This window comes from Corynebacterium sp. FDAARGOS 1242, assembly GCF_016889985.1.
GTDB classification, from domain to species: domain Bacteria; phylum Actinomycetota; class Actinomycetes; order Mycobacteriales; family Mycobacteriaceae; genus Corynebacterium; species Corynebacterium minutissimum_B.
Genome location: NZ_CP069568.1, coordinates 2,034,078 through 2,053,647, shown reverse-complemented (window position 1 = coordinate 2,053,647; position 19,570 = coordinate 2,034,078). Strand labels below are relative to the sequence as shown.

The 19,570-nt window shown below is 61.9% G+C and carries 21 protein-coding genes; 13 read left to right on the top strand and 8 right to left on the bottom strand.

Annotation, left to right across the window (positions count from 1 at the left end; genetic code table 11):
• Positions 1-117 precede the first annotated feature (117 nt).
• From I6J72_RS09850 to I6J72_RS09825, 6 genes are all read left to right on the top strand, one after another.
• A complete protein-coding gene (locus I6J72_RS09850) occupies positions 118-1,806 on the top strand; it encodes a uroporphyrinogen-III synthase (RefSeq protein ID WP_204099052.1) in 1,689 nt (562 codons plus the stop codon).
• Positions 1,807-1,869: 63 nt separating this feature from the next.
• Positions 1,870-2,847: a porphobilinogen synthase gene (gene hemB, locus I6J72_RS09845; protein WP_204099051.1), complete on the top strand. Its 978-nt coding sequence runs from the start codon at positions 1,870-1,872 to the stop codon at positions 2,845-2,847.
• 22 nt (positions 2,848-2,869) lie between these two features.
• Complete coding sequence (locus I6J72_RS09840; protein WP_204099050.1) at positions 2,870-3,568, top strand: hypothetical protein; 699 nt, start codon at positions 2,870-2,872, stop codon at positions 3,566-3,568.
• Positions 3,565-4,062 carry a tellurium resistance protein TerC gene (locus I6J72_RS09835; RefSeq protein WP_070669582.1) on the top strand — a complete coding sequence of 166 codons (498 nt, stop codon included), beginning with the start codon at positions 3,565-3,567 and terminating at the stop codon, positions 4,060-4,062. The genes I6J72_RS09840 and I6J72_RS09835 overlap by 4 nt, the downstream gene beginning before the upstream one ends.
• Before the next feature lie 38 nt (positions 4,063-4,100).
• Entirely contained in the window at positions 4,101-5,141 is a 1,041-nt protein-coding gene (hemE, locus tag I6J72_RS09830; protein ID WP_204099049.1) for a uroporphyrinogen decarboxylase, read from the top strand.
• A complete protein-coding gene (locus tag I6J72_RS09825; RefSeq protein WP_204099048.1) occupies positions 5,142-6,509 on the top strand; it encodes a protoporphyrinogen oxidase in 1,368 nt (455 codons plus the stop codon).
• 14 nt (positions 6,510-6,523) lie between these two features.
• On the opposite strand, the gene I6J72_RS09820 is transcribed toward I6J72_RS09825, so the two are convergent.
• The 3 genes from I6J72_RS09820 to I6J72_RS09810 form a co-directional block, all read right to left on the bottom strand.
• The gene (locus tag I6J72_RS09820) at positions 6,524-8,143 is read right to left on the bottom strand and encodes an ATP-binding cassette domain-containing protein (protein ID WP_239107313.1); all 1,620 of its coding nucleotides are present in this window, start codon (positions 8,141-8,143) and stop codon (positions 6,524-6,526) included.
• 85 nt (positions 8,144-8,228) lie between these two features.
• On the bottom strand, positions 8,229-9,245 hold the full coding sequence (locus I6J72_RS09815) for an ABC transporter permease (protein WP_204099047.1): 1,017 nt from the start codon (positions 9,243-9,245) through the stop codon (positions 8,229-8,231).
• Positions 9,245-9,823, bottom strand: coding sequence for an ATP-binding cassette domain-containing protein (locus I6J72_RS09810; protein ID WP_204099046.1), 579 nt, complete (start codon positions 9,821-9,823; stop codon positions 9,245-9,247). Before I6J72_RS09810 ends, I6J72_RS09815 begins: the two co-directional genes overlap by 1 nt.
• Before the next feature lie 217 nt (positions 9,824-10,040).
• Here I6J72_RS09810 and I6J72_RS09805 point away from each other — a divergent pair, with 217 nt between their 5' ends.
• Complete coding sequence (locus tag I6J72_RS09805) at positions 10,041-10,178, top strand: hypothetical protein (RefSeq protein ID WP_169744698.1); 138 nt, start codon at positions 10,041-10,043, stop codon at positions 10,176-10,178.
• Positions 10,179-10,237: 59 nt separating this feature from the next.
• Positions 10,238-10,426 (top strand): hypothetical protein, encoded by a 189-nt coding sequence (locus I6J72_RS09800; RefSeq protein ID WP_204099045.1) that lies wholly within the window; start codon positions 10,238-10,240, stop codon positions 10,424-10,426.
• 40 nt (positions 10,427-10,466) lie between these two features.
• Here the strand turns inward: I6J72_RS09800 and I6J72_RS09795 are convergent, their stop codons facing one another.
• A complete protein-coding gene (locus I6J72_RS09795; protein WP_204099044.1) occupies positions 10,467-11,306 on the bottom strand; it encodes an NAD(P)-dependent oxidoreductase in 840 nt (279 codons plus the stop codon).
• Positions 11,307-11,379: 73 nt separating this feature from the next.
• Here I6J72_RS09795 and I6J72_RS09790 point away from each other — a divergent pair, with 73 nt between their 5' ends.
• A complete protein-coding gene (locus I6J72_RS09790) occupies positions 11,380-11,694 on the top strand; it encodes a multidrug efflux SMR transporter (protein WP_204099043.1) in 315 nt (104 codons plus the stop codon).
• Between the two features lie 33 nt (positions 11,695-11,727).
• Here the strand turns inward: I6J72_RS09790 and I6J72_RS09785 are convergent, their stop codons facing one another.
• The 4 genes from I6J72_RS09785 to I6J72_RS09770 form a co-directional block, all read right to left on the bottom strand.
• Positions 11,728-13,023 carry an ABC transporter permease gene (locus tag I6J72_RS09785; protein WP_204099042.1) on the bottom strand — a complete coding sequence of 432 codons (1,296 nt, stop codon included), beginning with the start codon at positions 13,021-13,023 and terminating at the stop codon, positions 11,728-11,730.
• The gene (locus tag I6J72_RS09780) at positions 13,020-13,694 is read right to left on the bottom strand and encodes an ABC transporter ATP-binding protein (RefSeq protein ID WP_204099041.1); all 675 of its coding nucleotides are present in this window, start codon (positions 13,692-13,694) and stop codon (positions 13,020-13,022) included. Before I6J72_RS09780 ends, I6J72_RS09785 begins: the two co-directional genes overlap by 4 nt.
• Positions 13,691-15,298, bottom strand: coding sequence for an HlyD family efflux transporter periplasmic adaptor subunit (locus I6J72_RS09775; protein WP_204099040.1), 1,608 nt, complete (start codon positions 15,296-15,298; stop codon positions 13,691-13,693). Before I6J72_RS09775 ends, I6J72_RS09780 begins: the two co-directional genes overlap by 4 nt.
• A 215-nt stretch (positions 15,299-15,513) precedes the next feature.
• Positions 15,514-15,987, bottom strand: coding sequence for a hypothetical protein (locus I6J72_RS09770; RefSeq protein WP_204099039.1), 474 nt, complete (start codon positions 15,985-15,987; stop codon positions 15,514-15,516).
• Between the two features lie 201 nt (positions 15,988-16,188).
• Between I6J72_RS09770 and hemL the strand changes: the two genes are divergently transcribed.
• From hemL to I6J72_RS09750, 4 genes are read left to right on the top strand one after another with little or no spacing between them, the layout of a single operon-like run.
• Positions 16,189-17,511 (top strand): glutamate-1-semialdehyde 2,1-aminomutase, encoded by a 1,323-nt coding sequence (hemL, locus tag I6J72_RS09765; RefSeq protein WP_204099038.1) that lies wholly within the window; start codon positions 16,189-16,191, stop codon positions 17,509-17,511.
• 32 nt (positions 17,512-17,543) lie between these two features.
• On the top strand, positions 17,544-18,152 hold the full coding sequence (locus I6J72_RS09760; RefSeq protein ID WP_204099037.1) for a histidine phosphatase family protein: 609 nt from the start codon (positions 17,544-17,546) through the stop codon (positions 18,150-18,152).
• Positions 18,152-18,751: a TlpA disulfide reductase family protein gene (locus I6J72_RS09755; RefSeq protein WP_204099036.1), complete on the top strand. Its 600-nt coding sequence runs from the start codon at positions 18,152-18,154 to the stop codon at positions 18,749-18,751. The genes I6J72_RS09760 and I6J72_RS09755 overlap by 1 nt, the downstream gene beginning before the upstream one ends.
• On the top strand, positions 18,748-19,566 hold the full coding sequence (locus I6J72_RS09750; protein WP_204099035.1) for a cytochrome c biogenesis CcdA family protein: 819 nt from the start codon (positions 18,748-18,750) through the stop codon (positions 19,564-19,566). Before I6J72_RS09755 ends, I6J72_RS09750 begins: the two co-directional genes overlap by 4 nt.
• Positions 19,567-19,570: the final 4 nt, after the last annotated feature.

The window sequence follows — 19,570 nt, the reverse complement described above, 5'->3', positions numbered from 1 at the left end:
TCATTGACGCCAATGATTCAGCCCCCCTTAAACCACACGTGAAGGGTGGGCTTTACTCTCCCGCCGTGGTGAGCGGCGCAGGAATCCCCCGGAATCCACAAACTAGAAAAGAACCTTATGAGCAATGCCGTGCCGGATACCCAGGCTGAAGTGGGCAAAGTTGTTTTCGTCGGCGCCGGCCCTGGCAACCCTGATCTGCTAACCGTCCGTGCCCGCGAGGTTCTGGAAACGTCTGCCATCGCTGTGACGGACGCTGAAGTTTCCTCCGGCGTGCGTGAGATGGTCGCCCTGCAGGTACCGGTGCCGCAAGAGCTTCTCGACGCCGCCGAGGAAGAATACGAGCGCATCTGCGCTGCCGCCAAGGAGGCGGGAGCTCGTCGTAAGCCGCCACGTCCGGCACCGCCGACGGCGGCGGTGTTTGAGGAACCTGAGGGGGACGTCGTCAAGCAACTGCGTGACGCCCTTGAACGCGCTGCAGGCCGCGACGTGATTCGCCTCGTCACGGGTAATCCGCTCAACCGTGAGTCCATTAAGGCGGAGATTTCTGCCGTGGCGAATGCTGGCATGGAGTTTCAGGTGGTGCCGGGCATGTCGCTGCCGTCGACGGTGCCGTCCTTTGCGGGCATTGCTCTGGGGGCGACGTATACCGAGGCAGATATTACGGAAGGCGCTGACTGGGACGAGCTGGCATCCGCGACGCAGCCGCTCGTTCTGCAGGCCACTGCTGATGACTTGCCGGTGATTTCTCGCGAGCTGGTGGAGCGCGGTATGCCCGCCGAGACCGAGGCATATGTCACCGTGCATGGCACGACGCGTCTGCAGCGTACCCATGAGACGACTCTGGGTACTTTGGGCAAGCTCGATGCGGAGTTGCCGGGCGTGCTCGTGGTGACCTTGGGCCGCAGCTTTGATGACCGTTCAAAGTATTCGTGGTGGGAAAACCGTTCCCTGTACGGCTGGCGCGTGCTGGTGCCGCGCACGAAGGAGCAGGCGGCGGCGATGAGTGCTCGCCTGGCAGGGCACGGCGCTATTCCGCAGTCGGTGCCCACCATCTCTGTGGAGCCGCCGCGCAACCCGGCGCAGATGGATCGCGCCATCAAAGGCATTGTGGAGGGCCGCTACAAGTGGATTGTCTTCACCTCCGTTAATGCGGTAAGCGCGGTGTGGGACAAGATTGCGGAGCTCGGCCTCGACGCTCGCGACTTCGCCGGCGTGCACCTCGCAGCGGTGGGGCAGAAGACTGCCGATGCCATTCGTGCGAAAGGCATGATCCCGGAGGTCATGCCGAAGCCCACGAAGCAGAACGCGGAGGGCCTCGTGGAGGTTTTCCCGACTTACGTGGAAGACATCGATGCGGTGGGCCGCGTGCTGCTGCCACGTGCTGACATTGCAGGTGATGTGCTGGTTGATGGCCTGTTGGACTTGGGCTGGGAAGTTGATGACGTCGTGGCTTATCGCACCGTACGTGCGGCCCCGCCGGCGGCGGAAATCCGTGACATGATCAAGTCTGGTGGCTTCGACGCTGTGGCCTTTACTTCGCCGTCCACGGTGCGCAACCTCGTGGGCATCGCGGGCAAGCCGCATGCGCGTACCATCATCGCGTGCATTGGGCCCTCCACCAAGGCTGCGGCCGAGGAGATGGGACTGCGCGTGGACGTCGTCCCGGAGATCGCCGATGTGCCGATGCTTGTCGACGCCCTCGCAGACCACGTCGCCGCCCTCCGCGCCGCCGGCAATTTGCCTGCTCCGCGCAAGAAGCGCCGCTCCCGGAAGAAGTCTGCATCGACCACATCTGGGCGGTCCTAGGAGGGGCGACTAGAGTCGGGGAAGGTATAGATTGTCTCGAAGCTCGAAGGAGAGTTCCTACTCATGAGCATTGTTCGTCGCCCCCGTCGTCTGCGTCAGACCCCGGCACTCCGGAACCTGGTTGCGGAAACGTCGCTGCGTCCTTCTGACCTCATCCTTCCGATGTTCGTCGTCGACGGGCTGGATGCGCCCCGCGATATCCCGTCCATGCCGGGCGTGCAGCAGCACACCGTCGAGTCCCTCAAACGTGCCGCACACGAGGCGCTTGATGCGGGTGTGACCTGCGTTGACCTTTTCGGTGTTCCGCGCGAGGAAGACAAGGATGCGACCGGCTCCGTGGCCTGGGATCCGCAGGGCATCCTCAACGTTGCGATTGCGGAACTGCGCAAGGAGTTCGGCGATGACCTCATCGTCATGGCGGATACCTGCCTGGATGAATTCACCTCTCACGGGCACTGTGGTGTGCTCGATGACCAGGGCCGCGTGCTTAACGACGAAACCGTGGAACTCTATCAGGACATGGCTCGCTCCCAAGCCCGCGCCGGCGCACACATGGTCAGCCCATCCGGCATGATGGATGGCCAGATCGTCGCCATCCGTGAGGCCCTCGATGAGTCCGGCCACGAGGACGTCGCCATCATGGCTTATTCGGCCAAGTACGCCTCGGCCTTCTTTGGACCTTTCCGCGATGCTGTGGGTTCGTCCCTGGACGGCGATCGCCGCACGTACCAGCAGGATCCGCGCAATTATCGCGAGTCCATGTTGGAAGTGGACCTCGACATCGAAGAGGGCGCGGACATTGTCATGGTGAAGCCGGGCCTGCCGTACCTCGATGTGCTGGCCGGTGCTGTCGAGCGTTCCTCCGTTCCGGTGGCTGTTTACCAGGTGTCCGGTGAGTACGCGATGATTCAGGCGGCCTCCCAGAACGGGTGGATTGACGGCGAGGCCGTTATGCTGGAGTCCTTGACCGCGTTCAAGCGCGCTGGTGCGGATCAGATTCTGACGTACTTCGCCACGGACGCTGCCCGCCTGCTCGCATAATCTGACCGCTTCAAGGAGAGTCGTGACGCTCAGCCCTAATACCGCGCCGTCTGATAAGCCGCAGGACAAGGCCGCCAAGAACCCCAAGCGCACCGAAGCCGTCTTCCTTATGCTCAAGGTGTGGATCGTTGCGCTGATGCTCGAAGCAGTGCACCTCGTCCTGAGCATTACTCTGACGCTGCTCAACCGAGATGAGCTTTTCGCTCAGGCCCGCAGCACTGCGGAGTCAGCCGCGGAGCGCTCCGGACAGGAGATGACGGATTCTTTCGTCCAGATTGTGGGCTACGGCTCGCTGGTGCTGAGCTCGCTGATTTCCCTGGCCATCGTGGTGTTGCTGGGCATCATGCTGTGGATGATCAACAGCAACACTAAGGCCGCCGGTACTGGTCGGCGCCTTTGGTTTGCCTTCTCGCTCTATTTTGGTTTCCGGTTGCTCATCGTCTTCTTTAGTAGCCCAGCTGGGGCGAACGTGCCGGATTGGCTGTTTGTGGTCGATGGCGCCGTGCAGATTCTCGTTGGTGTAGCTGCCATCATGGGCCTCATGTTCTCCACTAAGGAAGAGGTTCTGGAGTACACCGGCGAGATGGAGCAGATGCGCCAGATGCGCAAGGAGATGGAAGAACAACGCCGCTTGGACAACCAGGCGCAGCGCGACAAAGACAAAAATAAAGACAGAGATAAGAACACCGACAAGAAGAATTCAAAGGACGACCGCCCATGACCGATCGCCCAGGCCCCGCGGACTATAACCGCAGCCCTCGCCGGAAAAAGAAGAAGGGCGATCAGGACTATTCCGCATGGCCCTCGCAGCTGCGCATTGCCTACTGGATCTTCGTTGTCGGCGCGATCTTTATGCTCACCGCTGGCATGGTGGGCCTGTTTGGTTCCTATTCCCGGATCAACAACCCAGACTTGAGCATGGAGCAGGTGGACTATATCCGCTTCAATACCCGCTTTGCCGCCATCTCTCATATCGTCAGCGCGGTGGTTATCGCGGCCTGCTCTGCGCAATTGGCTAGCGGCTGGGTATGGGCTCGCCGTATCATCACGGCGGTGTCGGTCTATGCCATGTTCGTCAGCGTGGCTGCGCTCATCGCCGGTGTGGGCGGTATGGCGTTGCTGATTGTTCCTCTGGTACTCATGGTAGGGATTTACTTCCTCTTCCATCCAGAATCCACGGCCTTCATCAAAGCTCGCCGTGCTGAGCGGTCGTGATTAGCGTCGGCTCCAACTTTTGATTCATAATGGACGGTATGTCTCGTCTGTCTGCCGCGCCGCTTATTGAGGCCGCTTCCGGCCGTACCCCGTCCCGCCCGCCCGTCTGGTTCATGCGCCAGGCGGGTCGTTCCTTGCCGGAATACCGCAAGGTCCGCGAGGGGATCAGCATGTTGGATTCCTGCTTCATGCCGGAGCTGCTGGCGGAGATTACCCTGCAGCCGGTGCGCCGCCACGACGTTGATGGCGCCATCCTCTTCAGCGATATCGTCGTCCCGCTCAAGGCAGCAGGCGTGGGCGTAGAGATCGTCCCCGGACGCGGCCCCGTCATGGACGCCCCAGTGCGCACCAAGGAGGACGTGGCCAACCTACCGGTTCTCGACGTCGACGTGCCCGAGGTCCGTCAGGGAATCGAGATCATCCTGAACGAGCTCACCGACAAGCAGGCTCTTATCGGTTTCGTCGGCGCACCGTTTACCCTGGCTAGCTACCTCATCGAAGGCGGGCCCTCGAAGAATCATGAGCGCACCAAGGCGCTGATGCACTCTGACCCGGACACCTGGCACCGTCTCATGGAGCGCCTCACGCCGACCATCATCGCGTTCTTGGAGCTACAGCTCGATGCCGGCATTGACGCCATGCAGCTCTTCGATTCGTGGGCGGGCTACCTCAATGAGCGCGACTACCGCGAGTTCGTCTTGCCGTATTCGACGCAGATCCTCAAGGCTGCCGAGGACCGCGTGCCGCGCATCCACTTCGGTGTGGGCACGGGCGAATTGCTTGGCGCGATGTCGGAAGCCGGCTCCGAAGTCATGGGCGTGGACTACCGCGTGAGTATGGATGCTGCCGCTGCCCGCGTCAGCGCAGATATCCTGCAGGGCAACCTCGACCCGGCCCTGCTTTTTGCTGGCGACGACGCCGTGCGCCAGGCCGTGCGTACCATCAAGTCTGAGGTCGATGCCGCGCGCTCTTGCGGCGACGTGAAGGGACACATCTGGAACCTCGGCCACGGGGTTCTGCCGACAACCGACGCCGACGCCATCACCCGCGCCGTCGCCATCATCCACGAGGAGGGCTAAATGAAGATCGCGATCATCGGTGCTGGACTAGCAGGACTCACCGCAGCCTGGGAGCTGCGCTCCCACGAAGTCTACGTTTTTGAGGCAGCCGACCGCATCGGTGGAAAGCTGCACACCGTGCCGTTTAACGGCGGCCCGACCGATATGGGCGCGGAAGCCTTTATCCGCCGCCGCCAAGACGCCGTCGATTTCTTTACTGAGCTGGGACTGCACGAGTCCATCGTGGAGCCCAATGCCAAGCTGCGCCCGCGCGTCTATACCGGCGGCGAGCTACATTTCCTGCCGCAGGGCGGGGTCATGGGTATTCCCTCCGAACCACAGGAGTTCTTCTCCGCGGCCACCAATGAGTGCATCACCAACGAGAAGCCGTTTGAGTGGGAAATTGGTGGGGATGTGTCCGTCGGTAAACTCGTGCGCCAGCAGTACGGTGACGACGTCGTCGACCACGTGGTTTCCGCACTCCTCGGCGGCGTGTACTCCTGCGTTGCCGATGACCTAGGCCTGCGTGCTACCCTCCCGCACCTGGCGGCTGCGTTGGACACGCTGGCTGAGGACGGCCCGGTGACGCTGTCTGCAGCGATTAAACAGATCGAATCGGGCCGCAGCCCCGCCGAGGGCTCCGTCTTTGGCACGTTCAAGGGCGGCTATGCCGAGCTCTACGAAGCTCTGGCGGAGAAATCCGGCGCGCAGATTCACCTCGATACGTTCATTTCTGGTGTCACCCGCAAGGGCGATAGCTTTGAAGTTAAGGGTGCTCCGGGGGATATCGGACCCTTCGACCGCGTGCTCTTTGCCACCCCCGCTCCAACGACCGCACGCCTCATCAAGGCTGTGGCCCCTGAGGCTGCCGAGCACCTATCCACGATTCAGCTTGCCTCTTCTGTGGTCATCGGTTTCAACTTCGCTTCCGCCACGGACCCGGAGGGCAACGCGCTTCCCGACGCCACCGGAATCCTCATCGCCTCTGACGAACCGGATCTGCGCGCCAAAGCCTTTACGCTCTCTTCCAATAAGTGGCCGCACCTGAACGAGCGAGCGGGCTTCCTCGTGCGTGCGTCCTTCGGACGCTTTGGTGACGATGCCCTCGTCCGCGCGGACGAGGACGACTTGGTGGACTATGCCCTTGATGACTTGCAGAAGATCACGGGCTTCGACGGACGTGCTGCCGGCGTGGAAGAGATCTACACGCAGCGCTGGTTCGGCGGCATCCCTCGCTACGACGAGAAGTACCTGGCTACGCTCGCTGCTGTGCGCGCCTCGCTTGCCGACGTCCCCGGTATCGCCGCCACCGGCGCCTGGGCAGGCGGGGTTGGAGTGCCTGCCGTCATCGCTGATGCCCGAGCCGCTGCGCAAGCACTCGTCAGTTAGTTCGCCGTTCCTCCTTATGGCTGATGCCTTTTGTCAGATGCCTTCAGCTTGTCGATGGAGTCACGCAGACGTTGTGCGTTGCGAGGGGAACGCAGAAGGTACTCCGTTTCGCAGAGCGAGTTGTAGGCATCCATGGAAACGGTGGTTGTGAGGTTTAGCCGCTCGCATACGTGCTCGTCGTGGCTGACCAGGATGAATGCCCCGCGATAGCTCGTGAGCACCTCAATCAGCCAGTCAGTGGTGGGGATATCGAGGTTGTTGGTCGGTTCGTCGAGAAGCAGAAAGCGCGGTGCCGGATCGCTGAGCAGGACGCGGGCGATTTCGACGCGGAAGCGCTCGCCACCAGAAAGCTGGCCCACGGGCTGATGGATCTTGTCGTTGATAAAGAGCATCTGGGCTAGCTGGTCGCGCAGGAACTGCGGGTCCGCGTTGGGATTGGCCTCCCGCACGATGTCGAGCACCGACTTCTCTGCGGGCAAGACGATGCGTTGGCGGATGTACCCGCAGGGCAGCGCGTAGTCGACGTCGCCGCGGGCGATGCGGTTGAGGAAGGTGGTCTTGCCGCTGCCGTTGGGCCCGGCGAGGCGAACGCGCTCGGGGCCAGTAATACTCAGCAGATCGCTCACCAGCACGCGGGTGCCCGCGGGCAGCTCAGTGCCGGGGAGGTCGATGTGGACATGGGTGTCGACGCGAAGCGCGCGCTGTGCCTTGTCGTGCGCCGATTGGGCGGCGGCCACTGCATCGTTGGCCTGCTGAGAACGCCCAGCGGCCGAGCGCTCGGAACGGTTCTTGTCCAAGCCCATGGCCATGCCGGGTTTGCGCTTCGAGGCGGCGAAGTTCTTGCCGCGGCGGGCATCGCGCGCAATGCGGGTCTGCATAGCGGCGCGCTCGCGGATTTGTTTGCGGTGTTCGGCCTTGGTCTCTCGGACCTTGGCCTGCGCGGAATCCTGCTCGGCGTCAATCGCTGCGCGGTAGGAGGAGTAGTTTCCCTCGAACTCGCGAAGTGTTCCGTGGTAGAGCTCCGCGATGCTATCCGCGTGCTCGAGGAGCTCGCGGTCGTGTGAGACGACGAGAACCGGCATCGGCGCGGTGCGAATGAGTTCGAGTAAGCGCTGGCGTGATGAGGAATCCAGGTTGTTGGTGGGCTCGTCGAGGATCAGGAAATCCGGCTTGCGAAAGAAGGCGGCGGTCAGCGCCACGGTTACGGCCTCACCACCAGACAAAGTACCAATAGTGCGCTCTAAGGGGAAGGGGATACTCGCGGCGTCGAGAGCAGCTTCGATGCGTTCTGCCAAATCCCACTGCTCACCAACAGTGGCGGCGAGCTCTTCCGAGTATTCGCCAGCCTCAATGCGGGCAATGGCGTTGAGGACTTCGGTCGCGCCAAAGACATCGGCGATGGTGCTAGACGTATGGAGGCCTAAATCCTGGTCGACATAGAGGACTGAGCCCGCGGATACCGTTCCCGAACTCGGGGCAATAAGGCCTGCAAGGACCTTGGCTAGCGTTGATTTTCCGGAGCCATTCGCTCCGACCAAGCCCGTGAAGTGGGAGGAAAACGTACCGGTGACGTCCGTGAAACAAGGGGTGCCGTCGGGCCAGGTGACGGTGAGATGAGAAAAAGAAATAGGCATGAAGAAATCCACCTTCGAGTAAGTCGCGTAAAAAGTGTGACGTCGAATTAGGAAAAAATCTTCATGCCCGAAAGACTAGCACCGGCTAATACCCCAGTGCAAGGGCCGCCACGCCAAGACCGAGGGCGCCGCGGGCAATGTAGTGCAGCACCTCGGGGGAGAAGGAGACACCGAAGCCGCCGCTGTCCAGCATGGACATGCTGTCTACCTGTGCCGGGCGGGAACGCTTAAACGACGCCCAGCTAAGACCGGCGATGATGAGCGCCACTGCGATGGCGGAGAGCTTCCACACCAAGACCAGAACACCGGCACCAAGGAGTGCCGTGCCCACAGAAGCGATAAGGGGAAGGCCCCAGTCGGGCCATGCATCGTCGCTGACGCGGCCGAAGGAGGCGGCGCGCCCAACCGCCGCACCGACGATGCTCCACGCAGACATGAACCCGACGATAGCCAGCGCCCCGAGCTGTGGGGCGAACCCCAACGACAAGCCGAGGGCCGCGAGCGCACCGACGCCGATGTACCACCGTCGTCCCAGACGACGGAAGAAGAGACCCGTCAACGTGGAGGGCGCATGGGCGCGACGAGGAATCCATGCGGATTGGCTCGCAATGGCATCAGAGGTGACCTCCGAATCGAGAAGACCTAGGCCAGAACCGCCGACCAGGCGCGTGCGCCCAGCGCTGAGAAGCGAAGCCAGCGTGAACGAGCGCCACCCCACGACGAAACGCAGGGCCGTGGCTGCCAGCGCGAACCACGGGGATAGCCCGGTGGACACGCAGATGCCGAGACCCAAGACCCCGAAGCCGATCAGCTGCGTCCATGTGATCCAGTCCGTACCACGGAGCTTGCCGCGCGGGCGATCAACGTAGACCCAGCGTTCCCGTGACAGCGCGCGCAGGGGATAGAGAGCCTCGGTGAGCACCATGAGCGCGAGCAGTCCCACGACGGCGGCAATCGGGGCGACGCTAGTTAGCGCGATGCGGGCCGGGATGATAGGCAGGACTGCGCCGACTGCTTGCCAGACTGTGTAACCGAAGCCGAAGACGATGCCGGCGAGGATGAGATACCAAATGCCATCACCCAGCCGTGATAGCGCGCGCATCACAGCTGCACCACCTCGTCGCAGGCCTGGGTGATGGTGTCGGAATGCGTGGCCACGACGATGCAGCGCTCCTCCTCGTCGGCTAGGTAGCGCAATTCGCTTGCGAGGAACTCGGTCCAGGCGGCGTCGAGGTGGCGCTCGGGCTCGTCGATAAGCACTGCACGCGCCGGCTGGTACAGCTGTGCTGCCAAGAACACGCGCTGGCGCTGGCCCGAGGACAGGCGCGAGGCAGGGTGTGGAAGGAGAGGCTCAAGCGCCCAGAGCTCGCAGAGCTTGGCGACGTCCACCCCTGTCGCCTTTCCTATCAAGTCCAAGTGCTCACCCACGGTGAGGTCGGGGAGAAAAACCGGCTCGGCCACCGTAATCACAGCGCCTGGCTGTTCCTTCGTGCCGATGGGGTGACCGTCCCACTCCACTGTTCCATCGAGAGGCGCAAGCTCCCCGCCGAGCGTTGCGAGCAACGTGGACTTACCCGAACCATTGGGGCCAGCGAGGCCATAGATGTGGCCTAGGGCAAAGTTTTTCTCAAGGTGTCCAAGGGGCGTGGAATGCCCATAATCGGCGTCGATGGAAAGCATTGCTGGGCAGCGATCTCCTTACATTGTGTGACAAGACAATAGTGAAAACTTATTGATTGAGTGTAGCAAAATGCACGCCCTGAATGTTCTTCTCGAGATGGGAAACACCCTTGGGATTGGTGTTATGAGCTGCTAAAATGAGGTCAATTAAAGCTGGTAACTCGGGAGGGCCTAGTTGGCAAGGGTAGCAAGTCAACAGAAGAGCGTTGAGGAAAGCGTGACTTTTGCAAAGGGGGTTTCACTGCTAGCTGGACACAATATGGATGCGGAACAGGAATCGCTTGTCCGTGCCGTCGCTTCAGGAGACATGACGGTCGAGGAAGCAATTGCTATCGCTAAGGCGCAAGTTAAATAGGGATTGCTTCAATTATCGTGCCGTCAGGAACGCTTTTTCGTCGCGTTAGGAGTCGTGTATTGAATCCGAATCTAGTAAAAGATGAAGACCCCGAGCGTGATCCGCTAGCGCTGAGTGACGCTGCGATGCGTTTGGCAGGCCACGATGTGACTGATGAGTACGTGCGCCGGCTGGGCCGCGAGGTAGCCGCAGGGACACTATCTGCCGACGAAGCAATCGCTCGTGTACGGCGTGCTTCGTTGAAGTAGAGCAAGAGTTCGTCGGAAAGCAGGTCGCCTAGCTGCTGGGCTATCCCTTGTTGCGGAAGACGAAGATGGAGGAGAAATCTTGGTCGCCGTGGCCCATGGCCTGCTGCTCCTCAAAGCGCTGAATGACGGCGGCGAGGGCCGGGAGTGGCTTGTTGGCGGTCATCTCCATGAGCTTGGCGTCCTTGCACAGGGCGTCCACGGTGAAGTCGCCTGGAGTGGTGTTGCGCTCGCCGGTGATGAATGGGCCCTTCATGTTCTTCATGAAGGCGAGGCCGGTGATGTCGAGCATCTCGAGGATGACCTCAGAATCAAGGCCTTCGGACTCGCCGAGCTGAAGTGCCTCGAGCAGACCTTCCGCAGTAACGGCGAGGGCCAGGTTAGCCAGGAGTTTGCCAATTGCCGCGGTGGCGGCGGATTCGACGCCGATGAGCTTGTTCTCGTCGGCCCAGAGTTCGGCAATGGTCATGGCGAGCTCGCGGCGGTCGTCGTCAGGCGTGCCCACATAGACGCCGAGCTTTCCCTCCCGCGCCGGGCCCAGCGAGCCGACGACGGGGGCATGGACGTACGTTTCCACCGCAGCGGCGAATTCGCGGGCGGCATCGGGGGAGATGGTAGTGGTGTCGATCCACGTCACGTCCTCCGGGATGAGTTCGGTCTCGATGATTTGCTCGCGGATATCATCCGGGCCGAAGAGAGAGGTGATGATGACCTCTGCGCCCTCTACGGCGGCGGAAGGGGAATCAGCAAGAGCGGCACCGGCGTCCACTAGCGGTTGTGCGCGCTCAGCGGTGCGGTTCCAAACGGTGAGCTCATGGTGGTCGAGGAGGTGTCGGGCGAGCTCGGTACCCATGCGGCCAGTACCCAGGAATGCAATCTTCATGCCGCCCAGTGTGCCATCATTGTGGGCAGGCTCGCCGCGATTCATGCGAGCCCCGGACGAAGGAGGCTGAGAAATGGCGTGGTTTGTGTTGATTTTCTCCGGGGCCTTCGAAGCTGTGTGGGCGGCGGCGCTAGATAAATCGGAAGGCTTCAGCCGCCTGTGGCCGTCGGTCATTTTCTTCGTTGCCTGCGCCATCTCCATGGGTGGTTTGGGTTGGGCCATGAAGTTCATTCCCGTGGGCACGGCTTATGCGGTGTGGGCAGGTGTGGGCGCGGTCGTTACCGTGGTTTACTCTCTCGCCACGGGGCAGGAGGCAGCCACGGCGTGGACGCTGTTGTTCCTGGCCATGATCATCGGCGGAATTATGGGGCTGAAGGTGGTGCACTAGGAGGCGTCGTCGTTTCACACGACGACGCGGGATTTACTCGTAACGCAGCGCCTCAATCGGGTCCAGCTTCGCGGCCTTGCCCGCGGGGTAGTAGCCAAAGAAGAGGCCAATAGCTAGCGAGAAGAGGAGCGAGAGGATGACTGCCCAGAGTGGCGGCGCCACGAGCGCGCCGATGGCGGCCGCGCCCGCCATGCCGGCGGCGGTGCCGATGGCGATGCCGATGAGACCACCGATGAGGCAGACGACGATGGCCTCCGTGATGAATTGAATGCGGATATCGCGGCGGCGTGCGCCAAGCGCCTTGCGAATGCCGATTTCACGGGTGCGCTCGGTGACGGTGATGAGCATAATGTTCATCACGCCGATACCGCCGACGAGCAGCGAGATACCGCCGATAGCGGCGAGCACCAGGCTCATGGTGGTGAAGATTTGGTTCAGGGACGCGAGGTCATCGCTGAAGTCGGTCACCTTCACCATGTAGTCGGGGTTGTCCTTGTAGTAGCTATCGAAGACGCGCTGCAGGTTGCTAGCCACCGCGGCCTTGTCCAAATCCGGGTTGCCGCGAACGGTGACTTGGCTGAAGGCGGTGCCAGCACCCGGGGAATCGGAGAACTCGGCCTCAAGTGGGTAAGGAACGAAGGCGGTTTGGCTGGGGCCGCCGCCCACCAGAGGTCCGGTCTGAGGCTCTTCAAAGACGCCGATGACGGCCAGCTCAATCGGGGAGGCCTCGTGGGTTTCGAAGCTTACGTATTGGCCAATGGCGTCTTCAGGAGCGCCGAAAAGCTTGGTGGCTGTTTCCTTATCCAGCATGGCTACTGCCCGGCTGGAATCGATATCGTCCTCGCTGAGGAAGCGCCCGGCCACGATGGAATAGGATGAGCCGGAGACATAGTCCGGGTTGGTCGGGCGGACGAGGAGGTTGGCGGTCTCCTCTTGTTCGTCGCCTTCGGCGACGAACGCGCCAGAATAAGAGTTGTACTCGCCGATATTGATACCGGCGATCTGATCCCCCATGACCTCTTTGGCGCGGTCTAGCATGTCGGGGGTGAGCATCGAGGACTCGTCTTCGACAAAGCCGCCGCCCATGAAGGGATCGTCGGCCTCTTCCTCTTCGCCTTCCTCCGGGCGCTCCTTGACCTGGACGGTGAAGTTATTGGCGCCCACCTTGTCCAAGTCTTTTTGAACCGAGGCTTGTAGGGAGTGGCCGAGCGTGACGATGGCGATGACCGCGGCAATACCAATGATGACGCCCAAGAGCGTCAGTGCCGAGCGCATCTTGTTGGTGCGCAGGCTGGTCAGCGCCATCTTGGTGGATTCAGCGAAATTCATGACAGAACACCGTCTTTCATCGTGACGATGCGGCTACATTCCTCGGCCAGCTCTGGGTTGTGAGTAATGAACAAGATGGTCTTTCCGTGTGTGCGGTGCAGTTCGTGGAAGAGATCCATGACCATGCGGCCGGTCTGCGAATCCAGTGCGCCGGTGGGCTCGTCCGCCAACAGAATCTCCGGCTGATTGGCCAAGGCGCGGGCGACAGCCACGCGCTGCTTCTGACCACCGGAGAGCTCATTGGGCAGGTGGTTCATGCGGTCGCTCATGCCGACCATCTCCAGGAGGTTCTGTGCCCGCTGGGTGCGCTCGTGGGCGGAAACACCTGCATAAACCATGGGCATCTCCACGTTCTTCAGCGCGGACATGCGGCCGATCAGGTTGAAGTTTTGGAAGATAAACCCGATTTTTTGGCCGCGGAAGGTGGCCAGTTTGTCGTCGCCAAGCGCCAGCGCATCCACGCCAGCCAGGTGGTACTCGCCGGCGGTGGGGCGGTCCAGCAGGCCAATGATGTTCATAAGCGTGGACTTGCCGGAGCCGGACTGGCCCACCACGGCCACGAACTCGCCTTCCTCCACGCTGAAGTCGAGGCCGGGGATGACGGTCAGCTCGCTATCGAGGCCCTCGTTGAAGCGCTTGACAATGCCCCGCATCTCAATGAGGCGGCTCATGCGTTCTCATCCGCGCCGGAGACGGAGGCTGCCTGGCCGACCATGTCCTTGTAGTTATCGGCCTGGGTGATGACGGTGTCGCCTTCCTTCACACCAGAGGCGATAGCGGCGGCGAAGGCCGACTCAGAGGCTACGGTGACCGTCCGGGCGTGGATTTCGCCATTCTCCACGACGAGGACGGACTTCTTTCCGTGGTCCTCAAAGATGGCGGACAACGGCACGGTGATGGCGTTTTTGTTCTGTTCCGTGATGATCTTGGCCTTCGTGGTGGAGCCTAGGCGCAGTCCCTCGCGGTTACCTTCGACGCGGATGTCCACAGGGAATTCAGGCTTGGAGGAGCCACCACCGCCACCGCTGCTGGAGGACCCTGCGCCGGATTCAGCGGACATGGGCTGCTCAGCGGTAGGGGAGATGAAGCTGACCTTGCCCTTGTATTCCTTGCCGGGGCTCGACGGCGTGGTGAACGTGACTTCGTCGCCGACCTTGATCTGGGCGATGTCGCCTTCCTTGACCGTGGACTTCACCAGGAGTGTGGAATCATCCGCCACGGTGAGGATGGGGCCCTCAGCAGGCATGCCGGCCTGACCATTGACGGCGGTGATGACACCGGCCAATGGGGAGCGCAGATCAGCTTGGGAGAGCCTGTATTCAAGAGGCCCGTTTTCCTTGGCGTTGCTGGCGCTTGCCGACGTCGCCGTTTCCACCGCATGATTCACCGCTTGGGATTGGGCGGCGATCTGCTGCTCGATGGCCAGGTTGCTGGCCTGGAGTGCACGTTCGGCATCCGACACCGCTTGGTAGGACGCCGAGGTTGCGCGCTGCTGCTCGCCGAGCTCGCGGTCGATGCCGCGGAGGACGCGGTGGTAGGAGTCTTCGGTGTCCTTCAGTTGGCGCTCGGCTTCTGACACGGCCTCGTCAGAGTCGAGGTAGCTCAAGATAGCACTGGCGGTCTGAACGCCAGAGGGGTCTTCAGCGGCGGTGCCAATGGAGGCGAGCGCTGCCTGGAAGGACTTGGACTCGGCGTCCCGCACGCCGGTGCGTGCTTGGTCGACGGCGGCGCGGGCCTCCGCAACTTCGGGGCGGTCGCCCTTGGTGGCGAGGGCTTCATCGAGCTTTTTCTGCGCTTCGGCGTACTCGGTCTGAGCCGAATTGACGGCGGACTGGGCACTGTTAACCTCAGGGTTGAGGCCTTGGTCGAGGGAGTCTTGCAGTTGGCGCAGCTGCAGCTGGGCGTCCTCGATCTGGTGGACGGATTCCAGTTTGCTTGCCTCTTGTGCTGTGCGCTGGGCTTCGAGCTCGCGCTCGGTGTCGGTGGTGTCCATCCGTCCAAGCAGTTGCTGGGCGTCGACGCGGTCGCCGACCTTGGCGTCGAGGGACTGGATAGGTCCGGTGAGCGAGGTGGTCAGGGAAAGCTCGCGCTCAGCAGCCACCGTGCCGGTTGCGGACACGGAGCTGATGAGGTCCTCTTTGGCTGCCGTGGTGACGTCGGCGGCAGTCAACTGGATATCAGAGGAACCACTGGTGAGCGCGTAATAGCCACCACCGCCGGCGAGGAGAACCGCCGCGAGGGCTCCTGCTGTGATGCCGAGAGCTTTCTTCTTCATGAATTCCTAACCTTTACGCCGTGAATAAAACTGGATTCAGGTTAACTCCCGAATGCACTTCTTGTCATGCCTGGAGGGGGAATATCGGAGGTAGATCAGGGTATACCCCTAGAGGACGTTGGGCTGGGTGGTCTGGTGACGTTTCGATCAAATAAGGGTCCGAAGATGGGTGATTTCCTGCCACTATTTGATCGAAACGTATGTGGCATCTGTTTTTAGAGGGGTACATCGATACGGATATCCTCTGCGCGCGGCAGTGGAGGAAGGGTGGGCATCTGGTCGATGCCGCGCTGAATTTCTGGTGGAAGCGGGAAGGAGGTGGGAATCTGCGGCGGTGCGGGCAGTTCTAGCTGAGGTTTGGGGCGCTGCGGCGGCACTGGGCGCGGCGCTGGTGCGGGAGTAGGAGCTGGGGCGTGGAGAGTGACGGTTTCTACTTCGATCTGAGGCGCAGGGGGCTCGGCGGTAAGCGGTGGTTCGTCTACCTGTTCCGGCTCAGCTGGGGCGGGAGCAATGGAGGTGGTGTTGCCCAAGCGGTTGACTGGTTGGGGTAGGGCATTCGGCTGCCAGGACGGTGCCTGAGTTGAGGTGGCGCGGTTGGGTTCGCTTCGTGGAGTGGTTTCTGCCTGTGTGGCGGCGCAGGCAGACAGCGGAAGGCAAGCAAGAATGATAAGAAAACGGCGCGATGCCATGGGAATCCCCCTCAAGTAGTGCCTCTTTACAGCGCACCCCAGCGCTGAAAAGGGAAGGCGAAATCAACAGTATGCTGCCAGCATAGCGCTACGGTAGCGTGCGCGCAGCGCGAGCGAGTCGAGTGCATATGCGAGGCTCTGGATGAGCGACCGTGGGGCATGAGGGGACTCAAACTTTTGTATAGGGCTAAAACCGATACAATGTGGGCTATGCCTAACTCTTCCCAGAATACGACTCAGTCCGCCCAGTGGTTCGACCGCGCCACCAAGGTCACCCCAGGTGGTGTGAATTCCCCGGTCCGTGCCTTCGGCTCCGTGGGCGGCCAAGCCCGCGTTATCGCCCGCGGCGAGGGGTCTCGTTTGTGGGATATCGATGGCAACGGATACGTCGACTTGGTGAGCTCCTATGGCCCGATGATTCACGGCAACGCTCACCCCGCCATCGTGGAAGCAGTGCAGAAGGCGGCTGCCGATGGCCTTTCCTTTGGCGCGCCTACCGAAGGTGAGACGCTGTTGGCGGAGCGCATCGTGGAGCGCACTGCCGCTGAGCAGGTTCGCCTGGTCAACTCCGGTACTGAGGCAACGATGTCCGCTGTGCGCCTTGCCCGCGGGTTTACTGGCCGCGCGAAGGTTCTCAAGTTTGAAGGGTGCTACCACGGTCATGTGGACGCGTTGCTGGCGTCGGCAGGCTCCGGTGTGGCTACTTTTGCGTTGCCGGATTCTCCGGGCGTGACGGGTGCCTCGGCTGCTGACACCATCGTCGTCCCGTACAACGACCTCGATGCCGTCCGCGAGGCTTTCGCCGCGCATCCAGGAGAGATTGCCTGCATCATCGCCGAGGCAGCTGCCGGCAACATGGGCACCGTTGCCCCGGAGGAGGGGTTTAATGCCGCACTCAAGGAGATCGCGCATGCCGACGGCGCCCTGCTTATTCTCGACGAAGTCATGACCGGCTTCCGCACCTCCCACAAGGGCTGGTTCGGTGTCGATGGCGTGGCTGGTGACCTGGTGACCTTCGGCAAGGTGGTCTCCGGTGGTCTGCCAGCTGCTGCCTTCGGTGGCCGTGCTGATGTCATGGCATCGCTGGCGCCGGCGGGCCCCGTCTACCAGGCAGGAACCCTTTCCGGAAACCCGGTCGCTATGGCCTCTGGCCTGGCATCTTTGGAGTTGGCCAACGAAGAGCTCTACCCACGCCTGCAGGCCAATGCTGACCGCCTTACCGGCCTGATAACGGCGGCACTCGATGCCGCCGGCGTGGCGCACCACATTCAGCGAGCGGAGTCGATGTTCTCCATTCGCTTTGCGGAGGGCCAAGGCCATAACTTTGCTGACATGCAGGCGGCCGATACCTGGCGTTTTGCACCTTTCTTCCACGCTCTCCTGGAGGGCGGCGTCTACGTTCCGCCGTCAGCGTTTGAGACGTGGTTTGTGTCCGATGCGCTGACGGACAATGATTTTGAGGTAATCGAGGCCGCGCTGACGCCGGCCGCCCAGGCCGCCGCGAGTGCGCAGCGCCCGCAGTAAATCAACCACTACGAGGGGATACCACCAGGCTTATGTCCACCACTATCGTCCACTTCGTCCGCCACGGCGAGGTCTATAACCCGGACAAGATCCTCTACGGACGCATCCCGGGATACCATCTATCCTCCCGCGGACATTCCATGGCGGCGCGCACCGCGCAGGCCTTCGAAGGCCACGACGTCACCTACCTGGCGGCATCGCCGCTGCAGCGCGCGCAGGAAACTGCGCAACCGATTGCGAAGGTGACGGGGCTGGAGGTAGACGTCGATAAGGGCGTCATCGAATCCGGTAACCGCTTCGAGGGCCTGCGCACCAAGGGCTGGAACTCGCAGCTGTGGAACCCGCAGCGCTGGCCGCTCATGGTCAACCCGCTCAAGCCCTCCTGGGGCGAGCCTTTCGAGCAGATTGCCGCGCGCATGATGGATGCCGCCGAGCGCGCCCGCGCCAAGGCTGAGGGCCATGAGGCCATCGTGGTGTCTCACCAGCTGCCCATCGTGATGGTCCAGCGCACCGTGTTGGGCAAGCGCTTGGCACATGCGCCGTGGGACCGCGAATGCGACTTGGCCTCGGTGACCTCGCTGGTCTATCGCGACCGTGAAATCGTGGACATCTTCTATTCCGCGCCCGCGCAGGATATCTAATGAAACATCTGAAAAGCGGCATTGCCGTTGTTCTCGCTGCACTGTTGCTTGCGGGCTGCTCGCAGAGCGAAGAGAATTCGCAAAACGCAGTGGCCTCCGGCGGCACCTTCCAATTCATCTCTCCCGGTGGTCAGACCACCATTCGCTATGACGAAGCTGACCGCAAACCGCTGAAGGACTTCTCAGGCGAAGATTTACGGGATGAGTCCACGACGATTCGCCTATCTGATTTCAAGGACCAGATCGTCGTGCTCAACTCCTGGGGCCAGTGGTGCGCGCCGTGCCGTTCCGAATCGGATGACCTGCAGGCAGTTCATGCAGAACTACAGAAGCGCGAAATCGGCACCGTGTTGGGCATTAACGTGAAGGACTTTAATCCGGAGATCTCCCGGGACTTTATGAGCGATAACGGCTTGGAGTACCCGTCCATCTACGATCCGCCCTTCAAGACGGCCGCCGCGCTCGGTGGTGTGCCGACGTCCGTGGTGCCCACCACCATCGTGCTGGACAAGCAGCACCGCCCGGCGGCAGTTTTTCTGACTGAGATTACGGAGGATAAAGTTCTCGAGGTCGTCGACGAGCTGGAGAAGGAACAGTGATCCTTGCCGCCGATGGGGTAGGGCAGAGCTTTGCCGACGCCGCCGCAGCCGGCCCCCTTCTCTTGGGGATTCTGGCCGCTGCCGCGGCGGGGTTGGTGTCTTTTGCCTCGCCCTGCGTGATCCCCCTCGTGCCCGGCTACATGTCTTACCTTGCCTCCGTGGTCGGCGGTGAGGTGAGTTATGACGAGGAGTTGGGGGTGGGCGTCGGCAAGCGCAGGCAATGGGCCGTCGTCGTTGCCGCAGCACTGTTTGTGCTGGGCTTTACCGTCGTCTTCGTGCTCGCCACGGTGTCCGTCTTCGGTGCCATCTCGGCGCTGACGCTCAACGCGGACATCCTCATGCGCGCTGGCGGCATCATCACCATCCTCATGGGCGTGGTGTTCATGGGCGTGGTGCCGGTGCTTCAGAAAGATACGCGCATGGCGCCGAAGCGCTGGACCACCTGGCTCGGCGCCCCGCTGCTCGGAGGAGTGTTTGCGCTGGGCTGGACTCCCTGCCTTGGGCCCACGCTGGCTGCCATCCTCTCCGTGTCTGTAGGCACTGAGGGCACGACGGCGCTGCGCGGCACCATCCTCATAATTGGATACTGCCTGGGCCTGGGCCTGCCCTTCCTGCTCGTGGCACTTGGTTCGGCCAAAGCCATGCGCACCATTTCCTGGATGCGCAAACACTCCCGTGCCATCCAGATTATTGGTGGCATCGCCATGATCCTCGTGGGCCTAGCCTTGCTGACCGGCCTGTGGGAGAGCTTTATCAACGCCATCCGCCAGTGGACTGTGGCATGGTCTGAGTCCAACGGCACGACGCTGATTTAAGGAG